Genomic DNA, 19,276 nt, shown 5'->3' with positions numbered 1-19,276 from the left:
TCAAGTCCAAAGTGGTGTGATGCGGGTGCTGGGTGCGCGGATCAGGCAAGTGGATGAGATTTTGGGGGAGGTGGCATGAAGCATCCGAGAAAAGCGAAACTTCAACTGCGCAACAATTATCAAGTCAAGCTGCGTTGGCAGCGACTTGAAGCGGAATTGTCAAAGTTTTTTGCTGACTGTATGGCGCCAGCAAAGTGCTTTTACTTGCAAGAACATCAGGTTCTTGACACCTATTTTGAGTGGGCCAAAGAAAATGTTGTGCCACCATTTCGCGAACAGGATGTGTTGATCTGGTTGGCCAAACAGGAGGGTGTTCTAACCCTTGTTGTAAACGGCGAATTTCAGTTCATGAACGTTGTGATCAAGCACCATTGGAAACTTGAGGGTGCGGAATGATGTCGTTGGCCGATGTTTCATCTCAATATTCAGCGCCGGAAATTTCCGTTGCCAATTTGGAAACAATTTCGTACTTTGTTGTCAGCGAGGGGGAAAGCTCCCCCAAGCTGTGCTTGATAAAAGCCCTTGAGCAAACCGGCAATTTCTGTCCAGGAAATCGGTTTTCTCAGGGCGTTTTTATTTCCACTTTATTTGTGGAAATTTTTGACAGTGTAATAACATATTACCGCTGTAAGAATGAATGTGCCGAGTATGGCGATTTCATTCAACTTGCATCTCCTTCTTGTTGTGACGATTCTGTTGATCGCCTGTTGATAATGGTGGCTTCATCAAAGAATGAGCCGGTGACAGTTGGCAGGGGTCAACTCGTTTCTGTTTCACAGAACGTTGTGAATTATAAAACAAATCAATCCCTTCATGCCGAATCTACTTTTGTTCTTATTGTGTACGCAAGCAAAAGTGGCATTTGCTTACAATTCTATTTGATTCGAGCAAGCCGTGCTGTGATTAGTGGGGATTATAGTAGGGATTATAACTTCCGTTTGCTTTTCATAAGCATCGCGACTCTGAAAAAATCGTCAACTGGCTTGTTCATCACCTCCCCAGTCAGTGTGTGTTCCCTTCTTGGGTCTACATTGGACGATCCATCACTACGCATCACCCTAATCCACTTAACCTCGACAATTATAGTTATCAAATCGCTTATCGCATTTTTTGGCTTTGTTTGGTTTCGAAAGTGCAAATCGCATTTCCTGAAAATTAACCTTAACAGCTCCGATTTGCGTCGCTGCGTTGAACGTTGTTTCGAAGATCACAAGTTAGTGCCTGATCTTCATAAGCCAATGGTCGAGATGGTGCCGCCGATCATAGCAAATACATCTGGAGGCATCAACAAAAGCATCCGATGTGACAACGATGGGATTGCGCCAAACGAAGTCGTTAAAACCAGCGATAAGGCGTCTTGTGTATTGAGTAATGTTTCTGCAAGTCGGCAAGTTGGGGTGCAAGAATGAGCCACGAGGCGACCAATTGGGCGTTTAAGCAATATCACCTATCAAGCGGCGAATGGCGTTTGCTGGCGATCCTAGCGGACTGTCACAATGATGAGCTTGGTTGCTTCCCTAGCCAAGAGCATTTGATTATGCGGTTTGGTGAAAGCCACACAAAAGGGAAGCCAAATTTGGCACGATCTACACTGAACAATTATCTAAATTCGCTCGAAGAGCAGGGTCTAATAAGGCGCGAAAAACGGTTCGATAAGAGCACGTTTCGACAAAAATCGACCCGCTATATATTGGCGTTTGAAGATGGATGGGCACAAGATGTAGATGTGCCGTGTCCAGAAAATGGACACGGAAACACGCAAAAAGCCGTGTCCAAAAAACCGCAAAAGCCGTGTCCAGAAAATGGCAAAAGCCGTGTCCAGATTTTGGACACTAACCCTGTAATAGAACTAAAAAATAAACCAAAAACGCGCGAGGACACGCACGAGGCGCAAAACCACCCACCGCAACCAGATCCCATTCCCGATGTTCGTGACCAGTTCGAGGAAAGCATTTGGCCGCATCATTGGCGGTCAGGTGATAACTCGGCCAAGGCATTCACCGAATTTGAAGCGCTGAGCGTTGAGGAACGGGCCGAATGCGTCCGGGTGATGGAAGTGGCAAAAGCCGACATCTGCAAGCAACAGTCAAATCCCGAGTATCGGGTTGGGTTGGCGAAGTGGATACAAGAAAAGCGCTTCAAAGGCTTGGTTGATGCTGCATTTGCTCTTGAAAAGAACAAGGCGAAAATGGCTGGGGCGTTGACACTAGATAGGTTTGCAGATGCCGAATTGTTCAAAGCTTGTGAGCAGATCAAGGGCAAGCCGGTGCCTGATGTGATGTCACGCTACATGTTCCCAAAATCCATAATTGACAAAGCGAGGGCCAGTTTGTGAGGGCGAAAACCAAGATTGATATTCATAAGCTGGTGCATTGGGCGTTGGTTCGTGAGCATGCCGAGCATGTGGCGCGGTTGCAGGCGCAAGCGTTTTCGCCGGGGCAATCGCAAGGCTATGCCACCAACAACTCAGTGTTGGAGCTTGGCACCCATGTGGACAGTTCAACCTTTGCTGCCAAGGTTGCTGGTGCGAAGTGTCATGATGATGCTTTGACGGTGTTGGATGCCATCCACCGGCTGCCAAGTGAGGCACAAATGGTGGTGATCAAGTGCGGTCGTGCGGATTGTCATCCGTACTTTGCGCCTGAAGGTGTGGGCAAAATGGTGCCTGTTTTGGACAGAAATGGACATCCGAAAAAAAAGTGGAGAAACCCAGAAACGAAAGCGGGTTTCTTGGGCGTGGAAATGGTGTGGGAAGGGCTTCTGCGTGAGGAAGTAAACTTCTACAGAAATGGTTACAAGATGTGGCGAGAGGCGTTGTGTGAGTTGCATGCTTCACTGCAAAAGGAGCTGATTTCGTACGCATTGACAAAAAAATTGCCGTCGACAACTCCTTGGAAAACAAGGGGAAAATCAATGTCATCCGACGGTGCGCTTAAGAAAGTATCATGAGCCTGTTGACGCCTCCGAAAATTTGGACAAGGCTTTCATGTATCAGAAGTGTGTTCTTGAAAAGCCAAAATCAACGTTTTCACTTTGAGGTTTACCCACATGATCAAGCCTATGCCGCAAATCGCTGGTTGCGATGTCCGTTTTGGTGCGCACAGTGAGGATGAGGACGCTGCGAACTGTATGCGCCATCTTTTGTCAGCAACTGCGGCAACAGGGTTTGTGATTGATGACAAGCTGGCGCTTGCATGGGGCGATCATAGCCACCACAGACGGTTGCGTGATTGTGGGTTGTTTGTTCGTAAGTCGCATCTTGCGGTGATGAATGAGCACTGGTTCTTATCGGAGCACTTTATCGACACAACGTGGTGTTTGAACTGGCAAGCGGCATTGGTGCAATTGCCAGGTGCGTTTCCAGATCAAAAGATCGAACGGTTCAATGTTCGAAAACGAACGGTGGTTATCCCAAGGGCGACCATTGAAGCAATTCAAAGTTAGAAGCGCACCGTCAAGATAGTCTTGGCGGTGTTGTTGTTTGGGGGATTGGATGGGCAAGTTAACAAACCTTCGTTCATCCTTGGCCGTGTTGGCACCGCGTATCAAAGCACCACCTAAGATCGCGGATGGTATCTACACCTCGCCACGTTGGCGCAAGTTCATTGCCGCCATCAAGCGGGAGCGTGGGCGATTCTGCCAGCGGTGTGGTGGAACTAACCGGGTGATCGGTGATCACATAGTCGAAATCAAAGACGGTGGCGCACCGTTTGAGCAGAGCAACATCGAGTTGCTTTGCCAGCCGTGCCACAACAGAAAAACAGCAATCATGAAAGCGCGTCGAGCGCGTGGCGACATAGCGGGGGGCGGGTCAAAAGTTTGAAAACTGGCCCATCCACCGCACCGCCCCCCCTTACACTCAGAGATTTTTTTTACCGATGTCAGAGAATTCACAGCCTTTGGACCTATTGGGCGACCCTATACCGGAGCCAATGGACCGTCGTGGTCGGCCTGGATATGACGTTACTGATGAAAGTCGTATTAAAGTCAAAGGGTTACGGGCGATGGGTCATCCGATTGAGTTTATTGCGATGGCTGTTGGTTGTTGTGAAAAGACACTGCGGAATTATTTTATTCTTGAGCTTGATGAGGGCGCGGCGATGCTCACCGGCGACGTTGTGTTTAAGCTTTATCAGCGCGGTGTTGTTGATGGAAATGTTAGTGCGCTTGGCAAGTTGGCCGGGATGCTGGCACCCAGCAATCCGAGCTTGCCAGATCCAACGCGCCCAGCAAACACGAAGCCAAAGCCTGAGAAATTGGGCAAGAAAGATCAAGCGTTGGTGGACGCTAAAAACGCTCACGAAAACACTGGTTGGTTCGAATTAGTCGAGCCGGAAAGTGATCATGGGCCAAATTAGTGAGCTAAAAGCGGAGTTCCAGTTTAGCTGTCCGGATTGGGTGGAACGTCTAAAGTCTGGCAAATCCCTCATTCCTGATCTGCCATTGAACAAGAAAGAAGCTAACCGTGCCGTTGGCATGTTCAACAAGCTTTGTTTGCCGGACGTGATTGGCACGCCAACAATGGAGGTCGCCGCTGGCGATTGGTTCCGCGATATTGTTGGGGCGGTGTTCGGTTCATGTGACAAAGACAATCGCCGCCACGTTGGTGAGGTATTTGCGCTTGTTCCCAAAAAGAACAGCAAAACCACCGGTGGTGCCGGGATCATGATTGTGGCGCTGTTGATGAACAAACGGCCAAGGGCTGAGTTCTTGTTGATCGGTCCGACACAGAAAATTGCTGACCTGGCATTTCAACAAGCGTCCGGCATGATCGCTGCCGATCCGGCTGGCTATCTGCAAAAGCGTTTTCAAGTACACGCCCACATTAAGGAAATTGTTGATCTAGACAATGGTGCGGTGCTGAAGGTTATGACCTTCGACATGAAAGTTCTTACCGGATCAAAAGCCACCGGCATTCTGATTGACGAAGTTCATATCTTGTCAAAGATCAGCTATGCCACAAACGTCATTGGCCAACTACGTGGCGGACTGTTGCCACGCCCAGATGGGTTTTTGATTTTCATCACGACGCAAAGTGATGACGCACCAGCGGGTGTGTTTTTAGCCGAGCTGAAGTTTGCACGCGCTGTTCGTGACGGGGCTATAACTGGACGCGCTGCGCGTGTCTTGCCAGTGCTTTATGAATTTTCGGAAGCGGTCCAAACAGATCCAAAAAAACCTTGGATGGACCCAGCGATATGGCCTTGGGTGCTGCCAAACCTTGGCCTTTCGATACAGATTGAAGATTTGCTTGCAGATTTTGAGCAATCCAAATTGAAGGGTGAGGAGGAGTTGCGCCGCTGGGCGTCGCAGCATCTGAATATCCAAATTGGTTTGGCGTTACACAACGATCGATGGCGCGGCGCTGACTATTGGTTGAATGCAGCAGACAAGTGTTTGACGCTTGAGGAGCTTATTGAGCGCAGTGAAGTCGCCACAGTCGGCATAGATGGCGGCGGGTTGGATGATCTGCTCGGCCTTTGTGTCATTGGGCGGTGCAAAGAAACCAAGCAATGGTTGTTCTGGTTTCATGCATGGGCGCAGCGCGACGTTCTTAAGCTGCGCAAAGAGATTGCGGAAAAGCTGTGCGACTTTGAGCGGGATGGTGACCTGACTTTCTGCGATGGCGGAACTGAAGACATTATGGGCGTGGCCGATATTGTAGATCAAATTTACGATGCTGGTTTGTTACCCGAAAAACATGCGGTTGGATTTGATCCGCAAGGTGTTGCTGCGATGGTCGATGAATTGGCCAATCGCGGAATTGAAGGCGACATGGTTGTAGGCATTGCGCAAGGGTTTCGCTTATCGAGTGCGGTTTGGGGCATGGAGCGCAAGCTCAAAGATGGCACCATGAAGCATGACGGTTCTGCGATGATGAATTGGTGTGTTGGCAATGCAAAACCAAATCAAGCTGGCAACGGTGTTCTGATTACAAAAGAAACTGCGGGCAAGTCGAAAATTGATCCGCTTTGTGCAGGTTTCGACGCTTTCAAACTGATGGAACGCAATCCGGTTGCTCACGGCAATAGCATTTACCGCGAGCGCGGCGCGCTCGTTCTTTAAAGGGAAATCATGGGCATTTTGAAAAGTTGGATTGGCAAGCTGGTGGGCGAGCCTCGCGCAGATGCGTCGATTGGTAACATGAATGACGTTCTTGAAGCCCTTCGTTCTGCTTTGGCGGGTGGCACTGGCAATGTTTCGCCGAACAAAGCGATGCAAGTCGCTGCTGTTTATGCGTGTGTGCGGCTCATTTCTGGTGCGGTGGCCACGTTGCCGCTGCACATAAAAGAGCGCAAAGGCGACAATGTTCGTGAAGATGCAAGCGACAGTTCACTTTGGAAAGTGCTTCGCCGCAAACCAAACCGTTGGCAGACGCCTTCGCAGTTTCGGCGAATGATGGAAGCCCATTTGCTGTTGCGCGGCAATGCCTATGCTCGAATTGTTCGCTCGATGGATAGAGTTGTTGAACTCATTCCATTGCATCCTGACCGGATGACCGTGAAACAATTGCCAACGGGCGAGTTGGCCTATGTCTATCAACGCAAAGAGGGTGGAAATGTGCCGCTTCGACAAGTTGATGTGATGCACTTAGTGGGCATGACGTTGGACGATGGATTTACAGGCGTTTCGCCAATTACATATGCGCGCCATACTATTGGGCTCTCATTGTCCATGGAGGAACATGGCCGGGACACGTTCAAAAATGGTGCGCGGTTTAGCAGCGTTCTGAAACATCCGCACCAAGTTGGCCCTGAAGCGCAAGCAACACTAAAGGCCGGTTTAGACGCCTACCGCAAGGGCGGCGAAAACGAGGGTAAAACCTTAGTCCTTGAAGAGGGTATGGATATCGCAAGTGTGTCCATGACGGCAGAGGATGTTCAGTGGATTGAAGGGCGTAAGTTCTCGCGTACTGACATCGCCATGTTCTTTGGTGTGCCGCCACACATGATTGGCGACACCGAAAAAAGCACCAGTTGGGGATCTGGCATTGAACAGCAAAGCATCGGTTTTGTTGCTTACACACTCGAAAACTCGCTGACCACTTGGGAAGAAAGCATCAATCGCGATTTGATTGAAGATGGTTCTAATCAGTATGCGCGTTTCAATCGTGCGGCACTTGTTAAAGGTGACATCAAAACCCGTTGGGGTTCTTACAAAGACGGATTGATGTGGGGTGTTTATTCGCCAAATGAAATCCGTGCTTTGGAAGACATGAATCCTCGTGAAGGCGGCGACATCTACTATCCACCACCAAATACGGCTGGCAACAGCGAAAAATCAGGAGAAACCAATGAGCCTGCGTAAACTGCCAGCAATCCAAGCATTTCGCCAAACAGACCAACTTGAATTTGGGCCGGATGTTGTTGCTGAAGAAAAATTTGTACCTACGCTTCGTGCTGCCAACGATGGTGACGAAAACACGATCTCAATATATGGGCAGATCGGATATTCATGGGACGATGGAATTCACAACAACGAAAAGCGGATATCTGCCGCATTGCGCAAAATTGGCAATCGCGACGTTGTTGTGAATATCAATTCGCCTGGTGGGGATTTGATTGCTGGTTTGGCAATCTACAATTTGCTTCGCATTCACCCGGCAAAAGTCACCATGAATGTAGTTGCCCTAGCGGGGTCTGCGGCATCTGTAATTGCAATGGCGGGTGATCAAATCAATGTAGCGGCTGGTTCCTTCATTATGGTGCATCGCGCATCTGTTTTGGCCGCTGGCAATACCTACGAAATGCAAAGTGTTGTTGAGCTATTGGGCGAGATGGATGCCGCAATGGCTTCAATTTATGCGTCTCGGACTGGTGCCAGCGAAGTCGAAGCACTTGCATGGATGGATAAATCGCAAGGGCGAGGTTCCATGTTCAACACGTCAACAGCAATCGAAAAGGGCTTGGCTGATGCTGAGTTGGCAGCGAAGGAAATCAAGGCACTTGCAGATGTGCCCAAACTTATTCCGCCAGAGCGCACGATCGAACAAGCCTTGATGGATCAGGGTAAAACGAGCGCTGAGGCGAAAACGATCATTTCTCAAATGAAATCCGGCACGCGAGATGCTGCCGTCCCTGTCACGCGCGATGCTGGCAAATTTGAAGCTGCAATGAAGCAACTTCAAACTGTTCTCAAATCGTAGGAAACTACAATGACACGACATATGAAAACAGCGCTGCTTGCGAGTGGCGCATTTGCTGTTCAAGCAAACAGTGACTCACAACTAACTGAGCTATTTACACAGCTGTCGACGGGCTTTGAAGAATTCAAAGCGACGATGGATGAAAAATCACTGGGCATTGAAAAGCGCTTTGATGATGTCATCACAGCAGAAAAGTTGGAACGCATAAACGCGGACCTTGGTAAGGCTCAGGAATTGCACGAGCAAGAGCTAGCGAAAATCAATGCTCAGCTCGCATCAATTGACCTAAATGGAACTGGTGGTGGTCAAAGCGAACAAGTCTCTGCTGAGATGCAGGAATTCAATGCTGCATTTGAAAACTTTGCGCGAACTGGCTCAAAAGATGCAGAAACAATTGTGAAGGCTGCAATGCGACCAGGCGGTGTAATGGCGGCAATGTCCGTTGGCTCTGATCCTGATGGTGGTGTAACGGCTCCAATTGAATGGGATCGAGAGATCACAGATCGGCTGGTTGTTGTTTCATCTATGCGCGCCTATGCCCATGTGCAGAGTGTGACGGGACAAGGTTTTAGACATGCATTTAACAAAAAGGGCATGGCTTCCGGCTGGGTTGCCGAAGGTGCTGCGCGACCTTACACAGACACTAGTCAGTTTGCGGAATACACTTTCAAGTTTGGTGAAATTTATGCATTTCCGGGCGTGTCTGATCGGTTGATGGATGACTCTGAAATCAATATTGGTTCCTTTGTTGCAGATGAAATTGAGGAAAGTTTTGCTGAAGCAGAAGGGATTGCGTTCGTAACCGGAAACGGCATCTAAAAACCGAAGGGCGTTATGCAGTTCACGCAAGCGGCAGAAGGTGCATTGGATGTGGAATTGCGCCATCCTCTCGGTGCCGTAACTGAGGTAAACTCAGGGGATGTTGCAAAACTGACAGCAGACGGTTTGATTGACCTAGTTTATGATGTGCCAGACGAACGTGTTTCAAACGAAAGTTCGTTTTACGCGAACAAGAAGACTCACGCAGAAATTCGAAAAATGCGTGATGGTGACGGCAACTTTCTTTGGCAACCACCTTTCCAAGCTGGTCAACCGGCATCAATTTTGGGTTCGGGTGCGCGCACATTGTCAGGAATGCCTGATATTGCCGCCAATTCGATGCCAGTTTTGTATGGCGACCTAAAGCGAGGTTACCGGATTTTCGACCGGAAAGGCATCGTTGTGAAACGCAACCCTTACATTAATCCGGGCTACGTTCATTTCTACACAACCAAGCGCGTTGGCGGCGGTCTTTGGAATCCGGAGTGGCTTCGCTACCACAAGATTGCAGCGTAACCGGCTGACAGCTTGAACTGAAACAAAGGGGTGACCAGTGGTCGCCCCTTTTTCTTTGGAGAATATCATGAAATTTACAAAATCCTTTAAGGGCGCGACGGGTGGCAATCCATATCCGCAAGACTTCGAAATCGGAGATGAATGTCCCGATGATTTGCTTGACGCAGCGGAAGCGCTTGGAGCATTGGACGAGGAAACCCCGGTTGATCCTAAAGACGTGGTCATCCCCGCCGATTGGGACAAACTCAAATCCGATGACATGAAAAAACTGGCCAAGGCACTCGGGGGCGAAGGCATCAAAACCAAAGCTGATGCTGAAGCGCAAATCCAGTTGATGATTGATGAGCGCAACTTTGATCCGTCTAAACAGATTATTGAACGCGAGGGAAAGTGGAGGTTTGCGATGCCAAAGCATCCCACCTTAGTCGGCAAAAGTTTTGAGACTAAAGAAGCCGCTGAAGCTGCGCTTGCCACATTGAACGCTGAGTAAATCACAATGATTAAACCTGCACTAATCCTTGCGCCGGTGGCAGACCCACTCACGCTTGCTGAGGTCAAACAGCACTTGCGCGTTGACTTTGACGACGATGATGCGTTGCTCACCGTTTTGATTGCGGCGGCGACAACTCATCTTGATGGTTATGGCGGTATTTTGGGCAAGTGCCTGATGCGTCAAACGTGGCGGGTTAGTGCAGACCGCTTCAATTGCCAAACCATTCGATTGCCATTTTCAGAGATCGTGTCGGTTGTGGTCAATTATCACAATAGCGCCATGCAGGAGATGCTGTTGGCGGACACTGAGTATGAGGTGCTTGAAGATAGTTTGGGCGCTTACGTTTATCTGTCGCCAGCATTTCCCAATGTAGATCTTGCCAACACGAAAAACCCAGCTTGGGTGGATCTGGTGTGCGGGACTGAGAATGCAAGTGATGTGCCTCAATCCCTCTTACTCGCCATGAAAATGATGATTGCACATTGGTACGAACATCGATCTGGCAACAACCCAAATCGCGGTTTGCCAGCCGGTGTTGAAACTTTGCTCGCACGGCACCGCAAATGGAGGATCTAATGCCTAAAGTAGAATTTGTAGAAGATTTTGATTTTTCGCCAGCGGCGTTGAATGGAACGTCGACGGTTGCTTACCGCAAGGGGCATATCGAGACTGTGACCGCCGAGTGTTGGCAGGCGGCTAAGAAGGTGAAAAAGGCCAAGCTTGCGCCTAAATCCAAGACTGGCTCAGACGATGAACAGTCAAACTAAACGCGCCGGAGCGCTCAATCATCGGGTGGCCTTTGAAAAGAAGTCTGCGCAATCAGATGGAGCTGGCGGCACAACTGGTGAATTTGAAGAACAGTTTAGATGTGCGGCCAACGTCATTCACCAAAGGGGCGGTGAAGCGGTGATGGCTGGTCGACTCGCTGGTCGCGCGACAGTGATAATCACAGTTCGCAAATCAAGTGCTCACAATCCAATTGATGGTGACTGGCGAGCAGTGGACGTGCGCTCCGGCGAACTATTCAACATTCGCTCGATCACGCCAAGCGCAGATCGGATGTGGTTGGATTATTTGTGCGAAAGCGGAGTGGCGGTCAATTGAAAATCAAAGGCCGCGCCAAACTAATGCAAAAGCTCAAGCGCATTCCGATTGAGGTCAAGAAGGATGTCCGCGAGGCGCTTGTTTCGGGCGCTGACGAGATGGTCGATTTGGCCAAGCGCTTTGTTTCAGTTGATCAAGGTGATTTGCGTGACAGCATTGAATGGCGTTTTGGCGATGCCGAACGGGCAGCACACGCTCAGGGCATCGGCGATAGTCACGAATTGGGTGTCGTTATTTATGCTGGTAACTCTGGTGTGCGTTATCCGCATCTTGTTGAGTTTGGCACCACGCCACATGTCAACAAAGGCAAGTTTGGTGGCACATTTCATCCGGGCACCTCAGCCTCTCCGTTTTTCTATCCCGCGTTTCGATTGATCAAACGCAAAGCACGTGGTCGCGCCACACGGGCCATGAACAAAGCCATCAAAAGGATTGCAGCACGATGATTGGTGGAGAACTGCAAACCGCGATTTATGAGAAGCTGATCGCAGCTAATATTTGCGATGGCCGCATTTACGATCGTGTTGAAGGCGACAAGCCATTTCCATATGTGCAGATCGGCGACGAACAAGTTGTTGATATTGGCAATGATTGCGCCAAGGCATGGGAAAGCACTGCCACCATTCATGTGTGGTCGCGTCCAGTGGCTGGCAGCAAAATTGAGCTGAAGCAACTATTGGCGCAATTGCAGCCGTTGCTTTGCACACCGGCATTGAATGTCGCTGGCTTCAATATTTCGATTGCACAGCTTGAAACTGTTCGGGCTTTCACTGATTCGGACGGACAAACACAACATGGCGTTTTGAGCGTCAGTTACTCTCTACATCCAAATTCATAGGAGAATATGATGTCAGATTTTACACCGCCAGCTGGTGGCTTGATCCTCGTTAAAATTGGTGATGGCGCAGATCCGGAAGTGTTTTCTTTCGACTGCCTCATCAACAGCGAACGCGGCATTAATTTTTCATCGAGCGGGAATGATTACACAGTTCCTGATTGCGCCGATCTAACAAAACCGGCATGGCGGCAATTGATTGTTGATGCAATACAGGCGTCGATCAGCGGTGGTGGAAAGCTCTATGCGCCATCGGTCAAGCCATGGTTTAACTGGTTGATTTCGGGCGCAACCAAAAACATCCGCTACGAAATTGTGTTGCCCGGTGTTGAAGGTGGCGGTTATTTCGAAATGAAGGCCAAGCTTACAGCCTTTGATGTCACGGCAACAACCAATCAACCATCTGAAGGCTCGGTTACGATCGAAAGCCATGGCCCAATTGCTTGGGTGGATGCCGCTTAGATGTCCCGTCATGGATTAATCGTTCAGCCTTGGGGTGATCGCTCTTTTGCGTTTCGCTTGGGGCTGGACGAAATTGAGCTTATTGAAAGCCAATTGAATCGTTCAATTTTTGAAGTTGTGCAAGCGATCCATGATCGTGCAGCCAAAACCAGCGATCTTCGCTTGATGTTGCTTGCTGGGTTGATTGGCGGAGGTATGGCTCATTCGGATGCCGCGCAGTTGGTTGACAGCCAACTTGACATTTCGCCGATCGAAGATAGTCGCGATCTTGCCTATGTGATTGGGCTTGCTGGTTTGGCACGCGCCACGCCTGAAGAGCTTGAAGATCAAGAGCCGGGAAAGTCGGTGGGGGCAAGATTGAGCGCATTAATTTTGCCCATATTCGGCTGGTTGCTGCCAGCCGACAGATCCAGAATATTGGCCGATTAAGCCTTGGCCAATGGGCTGCCCTAACTGATGTGATTTCTAAGGGCGAAAGAAAAACCACCGAACCGCCATCTGATGAGCTGTTCGAAACCATCATGAAACAAAGAGCAAATCAAAATGGCAGTGCAGGTTGAAAAACTTGTCGCGCAACTAGAAGCGCGTATCGACAAGTATGAAACGAACCTCGCCAAGGCACGCAAAAAAACCGACAAAGAATTTGGTCGGATCGAAAAACGCGGCAAGAAAATGGAACACAAATTGTCCAAATTGGGCAAGGGTGCTGCACAACTTGGTGTCAATCTGTCTAAGGGATTGTTGGGCGGCTTAGTGGCAGGCGGTATTGCCGGTTCAATCGCTGCGATTGGACAAGTCGCCGATCAAGTTGCGCGGGTTGGTGATGAGGCAAAGCGTGCTGGTGTTGATGTTGAAGCATTCCAAGAACTGAAATATGTTGCTGAGCAAAACCGCGTTGGCGTTGATGCGCTCACCGATGGTTTGAAAGAAATGAACTTGCGTGCTGATGAATTCATATCGACCGGCAAAGGCTCTAGTGCGGAGGCATTTTCGCGGTTGGGTTATTCGGCTGAAGAATTGAATGAAAAGCTGAAATCGCCGTCAAAACTATTCACAGAGATCATCGGCAAACTACAGCAATTCGACCAGGCAGCGCAAATTCGTATTGCGGACGAGATCTTTGGCGGCACTGGTGGTGAGCAGTTTGTGCAGCTTATTGAGCAAGGTGAAGCTGGTTTGAATAAAACCATCGCTGCCGCTCGTGAGCTTGGTGTCGTGATGTCTGAGGAGACAATCAAAAAGGCACAGGAGTTGGATGAGAAGTTCAACATTGTCGCCACAACTGTTGGCACGGGTTTGAAGAAAGCAATTGTTGAAGCGACGAGTGCGTTAGCTGATTTTTTGAGTAAGTTTCAAGAAATTGAGAAGCGGACACAGGGTGCCTTGGAGCAACGTCAATCAGAATTGATGTCTCGGTGGGGGGAAATTGGAGACGAAATAGCGCGTCAACAAGAGCTTGCTGCCAACTTCTCCCATTCCCCGGCGATGGTTGAAAGATCAAAGATATTCATTGCTGGACTTCGTGATGAGATGTCCGCATTGTTAGCTGAAGAAGCCAGAATAACAGCGGAGCTGAACAAGCGTGTTGGTGGGGACGGCTTGGATGCAACCAAACCTAAGCGTAAACCCACGGTCGTTCACAATGGCAATGCTGAAGCAGCAGACCGTGAAGCCAAGGCCGTTCGCAATCTGATTGCGGCACTTGAGTTCGAAAAGTCGATGGTTGGTGTTTCTGCTCGGCAACAAGAAATCATGAACACCTTGCGCAAAGCAGGCGCTACGGCAACCGACGCCCAACGTGAGAAGATATCCGCGCTCATTGGCGAAATTTACGACATGGAAGCTGCTCAAACCCAAGCCAATGAACGCATGGCTGAAGGTGCTGATTTGGGGAAGTCATTCTTTTCCAGCTTTGCCAATGGATTGCGGCAAGGGAAATCTCTCGCTGATAGTTTGCTGGATGCGGTGAACAGGGTTGTTGATCGGCTGCTTGATGCGTCACTTGATGCGGTGTTCTCGCCAAAGGGATTTGGCGGCGGGTCTAATCCGCTGACATCGATATTTAGTTGGTTGATGGGCAACGGCAAGCGCGAAGGTGGGCATACTGGATTTGGTCGCGATAGCGAATTGGCTGGCGTCCATCACAAGAACGAATTCGTGATGAATGCACCGGCAACGCGTCGTTTAGGTGTGGGTAATTTGCAGGCACTGCAAAATGGGTCTCTGAAACCGCGTGACATTGTTGCGCCGGTTGGGGGCGGCAGAGGTGGAGCTATGGGTGGGGGGCTTGACGTGCGCGTGACGTCAATCGTTGAGAATGGCAACTTGGTTCACAAGATGGCGGAAGTCGCGGGGCAAGTTGGCGGACAATTGGTCAAACAATCTGAGCGCGAACTTGGTGGTCGTATGCAGCAAGCACGATTGAACAGAGAAGCAGGGTTTGTGTGATGGCTGAAGTTTTACCAGTAGCCGAATATCAACAGGCCAGCGTTGAGCCGATTGTTAATCGATCAGTCAACCGGTTGCGGTCTGGGGCGGCGCTTAGCGGTGGCCTTGCCCATGATTATTGGCAGGGTGAATTTGTGACTGCGCCAATGATGCGTGATGAGCTGGGCAAGTGGAATGCGTTTTTGCTGCAACATGGCGATGCGAAGTCATCTGTGTTGATCGGACATCCGCATGAATGTCGTCCAATGGCATACACCACACTTTTGGGTGTGAACGTTGCAGGTGGTGGACAGTTCAATGGCGTTGGTACTGTCTTTTCAATTACGGATCTGACGAGCATTACGGTCAACAATTTGCCATCCAACTTCATGTTAAAAATGGGTGACTGGATCGGAATTGAGGAAGGTGGGCGAGCAACGCTTCACCAAGTCATGGCAGATGCGACAGGTGATGCTGGCGGGTCGGTTAGTCTGAGTTTCTTGCCACCAATGCCATTGCAACGAACCACCGCAGCACAGGTCCGTTTTGAAAAACCCGTAGGTGAATTCATCTTGGGCAAAGTCAACCGGCAAAAATTTGGTACCGCAACAGTGTTGAGTTATTCAGCCACATCAAGGGTGACCTAATGGCCCGTTCAATATCGAGTGATTTCAAAGCCAAATTGGCCGATCCATCGCGAAACTTGGTGGCGCTCTATGTTTTTGAGTTTGGCACTGGCACCTATGCGCTGTGGACCGGTTCGGGTCAAACCACATTCAATGGGCTGTTGTTCCAATCCGGTGGGAGTGTGATCGATGTTGATGAACTTGAGGAGTCCAGCGAAGGCACAGTTTCGAGGATGGTTCTGAAGCTAAGTGCATCGCCTGAAAAGGGAATTACTGATGATGTGTTGGTGAGGCTCTATGATGAAGATTGGCATATGAAGCTGGTCACCCTGATGTTGGGGCATCTTGATCGCAAAACAGGTTTAGTTGTTGAGGCAAGCACATTGTTTCGCGGTCGGATTGAAGATGCGCCTTTTGAGGAAAGTCCAAACGGTGCGGTGATCACCGCGAACTGTGTTTCCAAATCCATCGATCTATCTGTGCCCGGTGGTCAATATAGAAATGACGCCACACAAAAGCTGATCGATCCGACCGACACTTCGCTGGTTGGTATTGGGACGTTAAATGGTGCTGTTAAAAAGGATGCACGGTGGGGGCAAGGGTGACATTCAAACGGGGCACTCCCGATTGCGGCCATCACATGGCCAAAGCGGTGCGAGAAAAGCATGGGTCGGATCATCCGATATTGGATTATCTCAACCAATATAACGATAAGCGTAGTGCGCTTCGATTGATCAAACGCGAGGGCGGGATAGCGAATGTGCTGTCCCGTTTTTTTGATGAAAGCTCACCTTTGATGGCGCAGGATGGCGACATTGGGGTGGTGGCACGCAACGGCGTTGAAGCCGGTTGCGTTGTGATCAACGGCATGGCTGTTGGGGTCAATGAAGATGGTCCTTACCACTTACCAATAACGACACTCCATAGGGTCTTTAGGGTCTAATGTTCAAACTTTTATTGTTGTCATTTTGTCTGGTCATTGGATTGACCGGGCCAGTTAGTGCTGCGCCATTGGTGGGCGCTTTGTTTGGCACTGCGTTTGCTGGAACTTTACCGGGCGTGTTGTTGGGTTATGGGTTGACTGCAGGCGCAAGCTTTTTGTTCAACCAGGTATTTTCACCACGCCAAGATGCGGCAAATGAGAACCAAAAAGACCCAACTCAAGTCTCGTTTGGCGAGCGCGTTTCGCGCAATGGGATCATTGGTCGGGTTCTGATTGGTGGGCATCGGACCCACTACAATGAGTTTGATAATGCCAAAAAAGCGCAACATGTGTTCGTTTTTGCCGACCATTGGTGTGATGGGCTTGAGAGCATCTATGTAAATGGCCGACAGCACGACCTTTTGCCGGTTGCGGGTCCATACACCAATAATGAGGCTGCACGCTATCAGGTGGCCGAATATGGGGCGTTGATTGACATTCGTTTCCATGACGGACGTCCGGGGCAATTGGCTGATACGGAACTGGTCGCCCAAACACCGGGTTGGGATGCGAACAGGAAGTTTGCTGGCCAAGCCTATGTCGCGATCACGATCACCAGCGACAAAGAAAAGTTCAACGGCGAGCCGAGCTTTAAGTTTGTGGTGCGTGGCGCAAGGTTCTACAACCCACGAAAAGACGCGACCGTTGGTGGTGTTGGAACGCATCGTTTTGATGATCCGACAACTTGGGAGTATTCCGCAAACTGCGGTGTTGCGGCTAATCATTTTGCACGTGGATTTTATCATAATGGTCGCCGGATGCTGGGTGCGCAGCTTGGTCCGGCTGATCTGGACTTTGACAGCAACATTGCTGCGATGAACATTTGCGATGAGCAAGTGCAGCGTCCTGATGGGTCATGGCGCAATCGATACGAAGCACACATGGTGTGGTTGGACACAGATCAACCTGCAAAAGTGTTGCAAACAATCTGCCAAGCCATGGGCAAAAAATTTGCCGAGAAACAAGGGCGCATTGGGTTTTATGCCGCTAAGGCAAAGACAGTGGTGCAAACCATCACCGATGGCGACCTTGTTGATGATGCAACAGTTTTGTATTCGCCAAAGAAAGCGGGTGCTTTGCTGTTTTCTGGCGTGCAGGGCACATACACCCATTCAACTGATTTTGCGCCAGCACCCTATAAAGCTGTTGAGCCAACAAGCTTTGTAACGGTTGATGGACGATCAGTTGTTCAGCCGTTTGATTTGCCGCAAGTGCAAGACGCGCATCAAGCCTATCTTTTGGTCAAGCAATATCTATTCAGGTCACGCCTTCAGGCAACCGCTAGGATTACGCTCGATATCAAAGATCTGATTTTGGAAATCGGTGATTGGATCGTTTGGGAAAGCTCGCATGCGTTACGTGGCACCAAGACATATGAGATTGTTGCAACCAAATTGGATTTGAATAATTTTCGAATTCAATTGGACTTGGCAGAAATCGACGCCGCTGCATTTGCCGATGATGCCACGCCTGATCAGGTGATTGAACTGCCACGGTCACGGCCATTTTCTGGTTATCAAAAAGAGGTATTTGGCTTTGCGGTCGGTGTTGGGGCAACAAGTGGTGCAAATGGTGAGGTGCTTCCAGTGTTGGAGTTTTCTTACAGCGCGATTACCGATCCGGCCATTCGGGCGTTGAAGTTTGAATATCGGATTGTGGGTGACACTCAGATATTCAAAGCAATCGACAATTCGGTTGGCGACGGGTCTTATTATGTGACTAATGGCGTGATGCCAGGCCAGACATATGAGGCGCGGGCAAGGTTGGACAGTTTGCCGGGGCGGGAAACGGTTTGGACAAACTGGATACCCATCGATGTGCCAACCGGTCCAATGGTGGTGACCATTCAGCCGGAGCAAATTGACTATTCCCATTTGGCTCGCGATTTGGGCAATGCGGTTGGTGTGCTGAATGGTACGGGCGTTGGTTCATTGTCTGCCGCAATTGCTGGTCAAAATGATGAGATTGAACGCTTGGCCAATGCGCAGGCAAATGGTGAGGGTAACGCCTACATCAGCCGCAAGTTGATCTCTAAGCAGACTGCAGATACAGCGGCTGCTGTTTTGGTTGAACAGCAAGTTAGGGCCGACAATGATGCGGCACTTGCGCAATCGATTATTGAGGCGAATGTGGCCATGGGTGATGCATTTGCCAATGGTTTGTTCAAAGTTGATGCGGTGGTCAATGGTGATGGTAGCGAAGCGATCATCACGTTGAAAGCGAGGGCAGGCGATCAGCTTGGGTTTGTTGATACCGGCATTCGGATCATCGCTAAATCAAATGGAACATCGCAGATCGTTATGGTGGCCAATCAAATGTTGATGATGCGGCAAGACGGATCAACTCATGCTTTGTTTGGTGTGGGTCAAAAGTTCGACATTGCGCATATTCCAACCATTACGGCGGACAAAATGCAGGTAACTCAACTTTCGGCCATTACCTCAGATATTGGCGACGCGACGGCTGGAAGCTTAACCCTGAATAACGGCAAATTTCGAATTGAAAACTCGGGTAGATTAGTGATTTCCGACTGATGGTTGATAATTTAATTTTGGGGCTGTTGCCAGGTGGTGGACATGGATTGCGCGTTTCCCGCCCCGGACATGACGTAAACGATGTCAACCTAACTGGTAATCAGCTGGCCTTTGATAGTCGGTATAATCGTGCGGGTGTTTTGATCGCTTATGGCTTTCTTGAAGGTGGGCAAACACTGGACCTAACAGTTTATGCCGAACCGCCTTATTTTATTTGGGTTAGTCGAATGGACGCCAATCGATATCAGTCTTATCGCGGCGCTTCCGATGTGACGACCGGGGTAATTTTACCGGCAGATCATCCTGGCGGGTTTTACATTTTGTGGAGATAA

The 19,276-nt window shown here is 49.6% G+C and carries 24 protein-coding genes and 1 pseudogene; all 25 read left to right on the top strand.

Going from position 1 to position 19,276, the window contains the following annotated elements:
* Positions 1-75: 75 nt before the first annotated feature.
* The 25 genes and pseudogenes from ACSHWX_RS14990 to ACSHWX_RS14870 all read left to right on the top strand — a co-directional run bounded on the left by ACSHWX_RS14990 (position 76) and on the right by ACSHWX_RS14870 (position 19,276).
* Complete coding sequence (locus ACSHWX_RS14990) at positions 76-396, top strand: hypothetical protein (RefSeq protein ID WP_435669040.1); 321 nt, start codon at positions 76-78, stop codon at positions 394-396.
* A complete protein-coding gene (locus ACSHWX_RS14985; protein WP_435669039.1) occupies positions 396-1,409 on the top strand; it encodes a hypothetical protein in 1,014 nt (337 codons plus the stop codon). The genes ACSHWX_RS14990 and ACSHWX_RS14985 overlap by 1 nt, the downstream gene beginning before the upstream one ends.
* Positions 1,406-2,335 carry a helix-turn-helix domain-containing protein gene (locus ACSHWX_RS14980; RefSeq protein WP_435669038.1) on the top strand — a complete coding sequence of 310 codons (930 nt, stop codon included), beginning with the start codon at positions 1,406-1,408 and terminating at the stop codon, positions 2,333-2,335. The genes ACSHWX_RS14985 and ACSHWX_RS14980 overlap by 4 nt, the downstream gene beginning before the upstream one ends.
* On the top strand, positions 2,332-2,949 hold the full coding sequence (locus ACSHWX_RS14975; protein WP_435669037.1) for a hypothetical protein: 618 nt from the start codon (positions 2,332-2,334) through the stop codon (positions 2,947-2,949). Before ACSHWX_RS14980 ends, ACSHWX_RS14975 begins: the two co-directional genes overlap by 4 nt.
* A 99-nt stretch (positions 2,950-3,048) precedes the next feature.
* Positions 3,049-3,444, top strand: coding sequence for a hypothetical protein (locus tag ACSHWX_RS14970; RefSeq protein WP_435669036.1), 396 nt, complete (start codon positions 3,049-3,051; stop codon positions 3,442-3,444).
* Positions 3,445-3,493: 49 nt separating this feature from the next.
* Positions 3,494-3,823, top strand: coding sequence for an HNH endonuclease signature motif containing protein (locus ACSHWX_RS14965; protein ID WP_435669035.1), 330 nt, complete (start codon positions 3,494-3,496; stop codon positions 3,821-3,823).
* A 55-nt stretch (positions 3,824-3,878) separates the two neighbouring features.
* Positions 3,879-4,358, top strand: a complete 480-nt coding sequence (locus ACSHWX_RS14960) for a hypothetical protein (protein ID WP_435669034.1) — start codon at positions 3,879-3,881, stop codon at positions 4,356-4,358.
* The gene (locus ACSHWX_RS14955; RefSeq protein ID WP_435669033.1) at positions 4,345-6,066 is read left to right on the top strand and encodes a terminase large subunit; all 1,722 of its coding nucleotides are present in this window, start codon (positions 4,345-4,347) and stop codon (positions 6,064-6,066) included. Before ACSHWX_RS14960 ends, ACSHWX_RS14955 begins: the two co-directional genes overlap by 14 nt.
* Positions 6,067-6,075: 9 nt before the next feature.
* Positions 6,076-7,308 (top strand): phage portal protein, encoded by a 1,233-nt coding sequence (locus ACSHWX_RS14950; protein WP_435669032.1) that lies wholly within the window; start codon positions 6,076-6,078, stop codon positions 7,306-7,308.
* Entirely contained in the window at positions 7,295-8,146 is an 852-nt protein-coding gene (locus tag ACSHWX_RS14945; RefSeq protein WP_435669031.1) for a head maturation protease, ClpP-related, read from the top strand. The genes ACSHWX_RS14950 and ACSHWX_RS14945 overlap by 14 nt, the downstream gene beginning before the upstream one ends.
* Positions 8,147-8,155: 9 nt before the next feature.
* Positions 8,156-9,481: pseudogene (locus ACSHWX_RS14940) on the top strand (phage major capsid protein).
* Positions 9,482-9,548: 67 nt separating this feature from the next.
* Positions 9,549-9,971 carry a hypothetical protein gene (locus ACSHWX_RS14935; RefSeq protein ID WP_435669030.1) on the top strand — a complete coding sequence of 141 codons (423 nt, stop codon included), beginning with the start codon at positions 9,549-9,551 and terminating at the stop codon, positions 9,969-9,971.
* 6 nt (positions 9,972-9,977) lie between these two features.
* Positions 9,978-10,550 carry a head-tail connector protein gene (locus ACSHWX_RS14930; protein WP_435669029.1) on the top strand — a complete coding sequence of 191 codons (573 nt, stop codon included), beginning with the start codon at positions 9,978-9,980 and terminating at the stop codon, positions 10,548-10,550.
* Complete coding sequence (locus ACSHWX_RS14925) at positions 10,550-10,741, top strand: hypothetical protein (protein WP_435669028.1); 192 nt, start codon at positions 10,550-10,552, stop codon at positions 10,739-10,741. Before ACSHWX_RS14930 ends, ACSHWX_RS14925 begins: the two co-directional genes overlap by 1 nt.
* Positions 10,725-11,078, top strand: coding sequence for a phage head closure protein (locus tag ACSHWX_RS14920; protein ID WP_435669027.1), 354 nt, complete (start codon positions 10,725-10,727; stop codon positions 11,076-11,078). Before ACSHWX_RS14925 ends, ACSHWX_RS14920 begins: the two co-directional genes overlap by 17 nt.
* Entirely contained in the window at positions 11,051-11,524 is a 474-nt protein-coding gene (locus ACSHWX_RS14915) for an HK97-gp10 family putative phage morphogenesis protein (RefSeq protein ID WP_435669026.1), read from the top strand. Before ACSHWX_RS14920 ends, ACSHWX_RS14915 begins: the two co-directional genes overlap by 28 nt.
* The gene (locus ACSHWX_RS14910; protein ID WP_435669025.1) at positions 11,521-11,916 is read left to right on the top strand and encodes a DUF3168 domain-containing protein; all 396 of its coding nucleotides are present in this window, start codon (positions 11,521-11,523) and stop codon (positions 11,914-11,916) included. The genes ACSHWX_RS14915 and ACSHWX_RS14910 overlap by 4 nt, the downstream gene beginning before the upstream one ends.
* Before the next feature lie 9 nt (positions 11,917-11,925).
* The gene (locus ACSHWX_RS14905) at positions 11,926-12,375 is read left to right on the top strand and encodes a phage tail tube protein (protein WP_435669024.1); all 450 of its coding nucleotides are present in this window, start codon (positions 11,926-11,928) and stop codon (positions 12,373-12,375) included.
* Positions 12,376-12,804, top strand: a complete 429-nt coding sequence (locus tag ACSHWX_RS14900; RefSeq protein ID WP_435669023.1) for a gene transfer agent family protein — start codon at positions 12,376-12,378, stop codon at positions 12,802-12,804.
* A 114-nt stretch (positions 12,805-12,918) separates the two neighbouring features.
* On the top strand, positions 12,919-14,823 hold the full coding sequence (locus tag ACSHWX_RS14895; protein WP_435669022.1) for a phage tail tape measure protein: 1,905 nt from the start codon (positions 12,919-12,921) through the stop codon (positions 14,821-14,823).
* Positions 14,823-15,449 (top strand): hypothetical protein, encoded by a 627-nt coding sequence (locus ACSHWX_RS14890; protein WP_435669021.1) that lies wholly within the window; start codon positions 14,823-14,825, stop codon positions 15,447-15,449. The genes ACSHWX_RS14895 and ACSHWX_RS14890 overlap by 1 nt, the downstream gene beginning before the upstream one ends.
* A complete protein-coding gene (locus tag ACSHWX_RS14885) occupies positions 15,449-16,033 on the top strand; it encodes a hypothetical protein (RefSeq protein WP_435669020.1) in 585 nt (194 codons plus the stop codon). The genes ACSHWX_RS14890 and ACSHWX_RS14885 overlap by 1 nt, the downstream gene beginning before the upstream one ends.
* Positions 16,030-16,371, top strand: a complete 342-nt coding sequence (locus ACSHWX_RS14880) for a DUF6950 family protein (protein ID WP_435669019.1) — start codon at positions 16,030-16,032, stop codon at positions 16,369-16,371. The genes ACSHWX_RS14885 and ACSHWX_RS14880 overlap by 4 nt, the downstream gene beginning before the upstream one ends.
* Positions 16,371-18,944, top strand: a complete 2,574-nt coding sequence (locus ACSHWX_RS14875) for a phage tail protein (RefSeq protein WP_435669018.1) — start codon at positions 16,371-16,373, stop codon at positions 18,942-18,944. Before ACSHWX_RS14880 ends, ACSHWX_RS14875 begins: the two co-directional genes overlap by 1 nt.
* Positions 18,944-19,276: a hypothetical protein gene (locus ACSHWX_RS14870; RefSeq protein ID WP_435669017.1), complete on the top strand. Its 333-nt coding sequence runs from the start codon at positions 18,944-18,946 to the stop codon at positions 19,274-19,276. The genes ACSHWX_RS14875 and ACSHWX_RS14870 overlap by 1 nt, the downstream gene beginning before the upstream one ends.

Origin of the sequence: Maritalea sp. (assembly GCF_051251695.1) — a bacterium.
GTDB lineage: Bacteria > Pseudomonadota > Alphaproteobacteria > Rhizobiales > Devosiaceae > Maritalea.
This window is presented reverse-complemented; position numbering and strand designations above follow the sequence as displayed.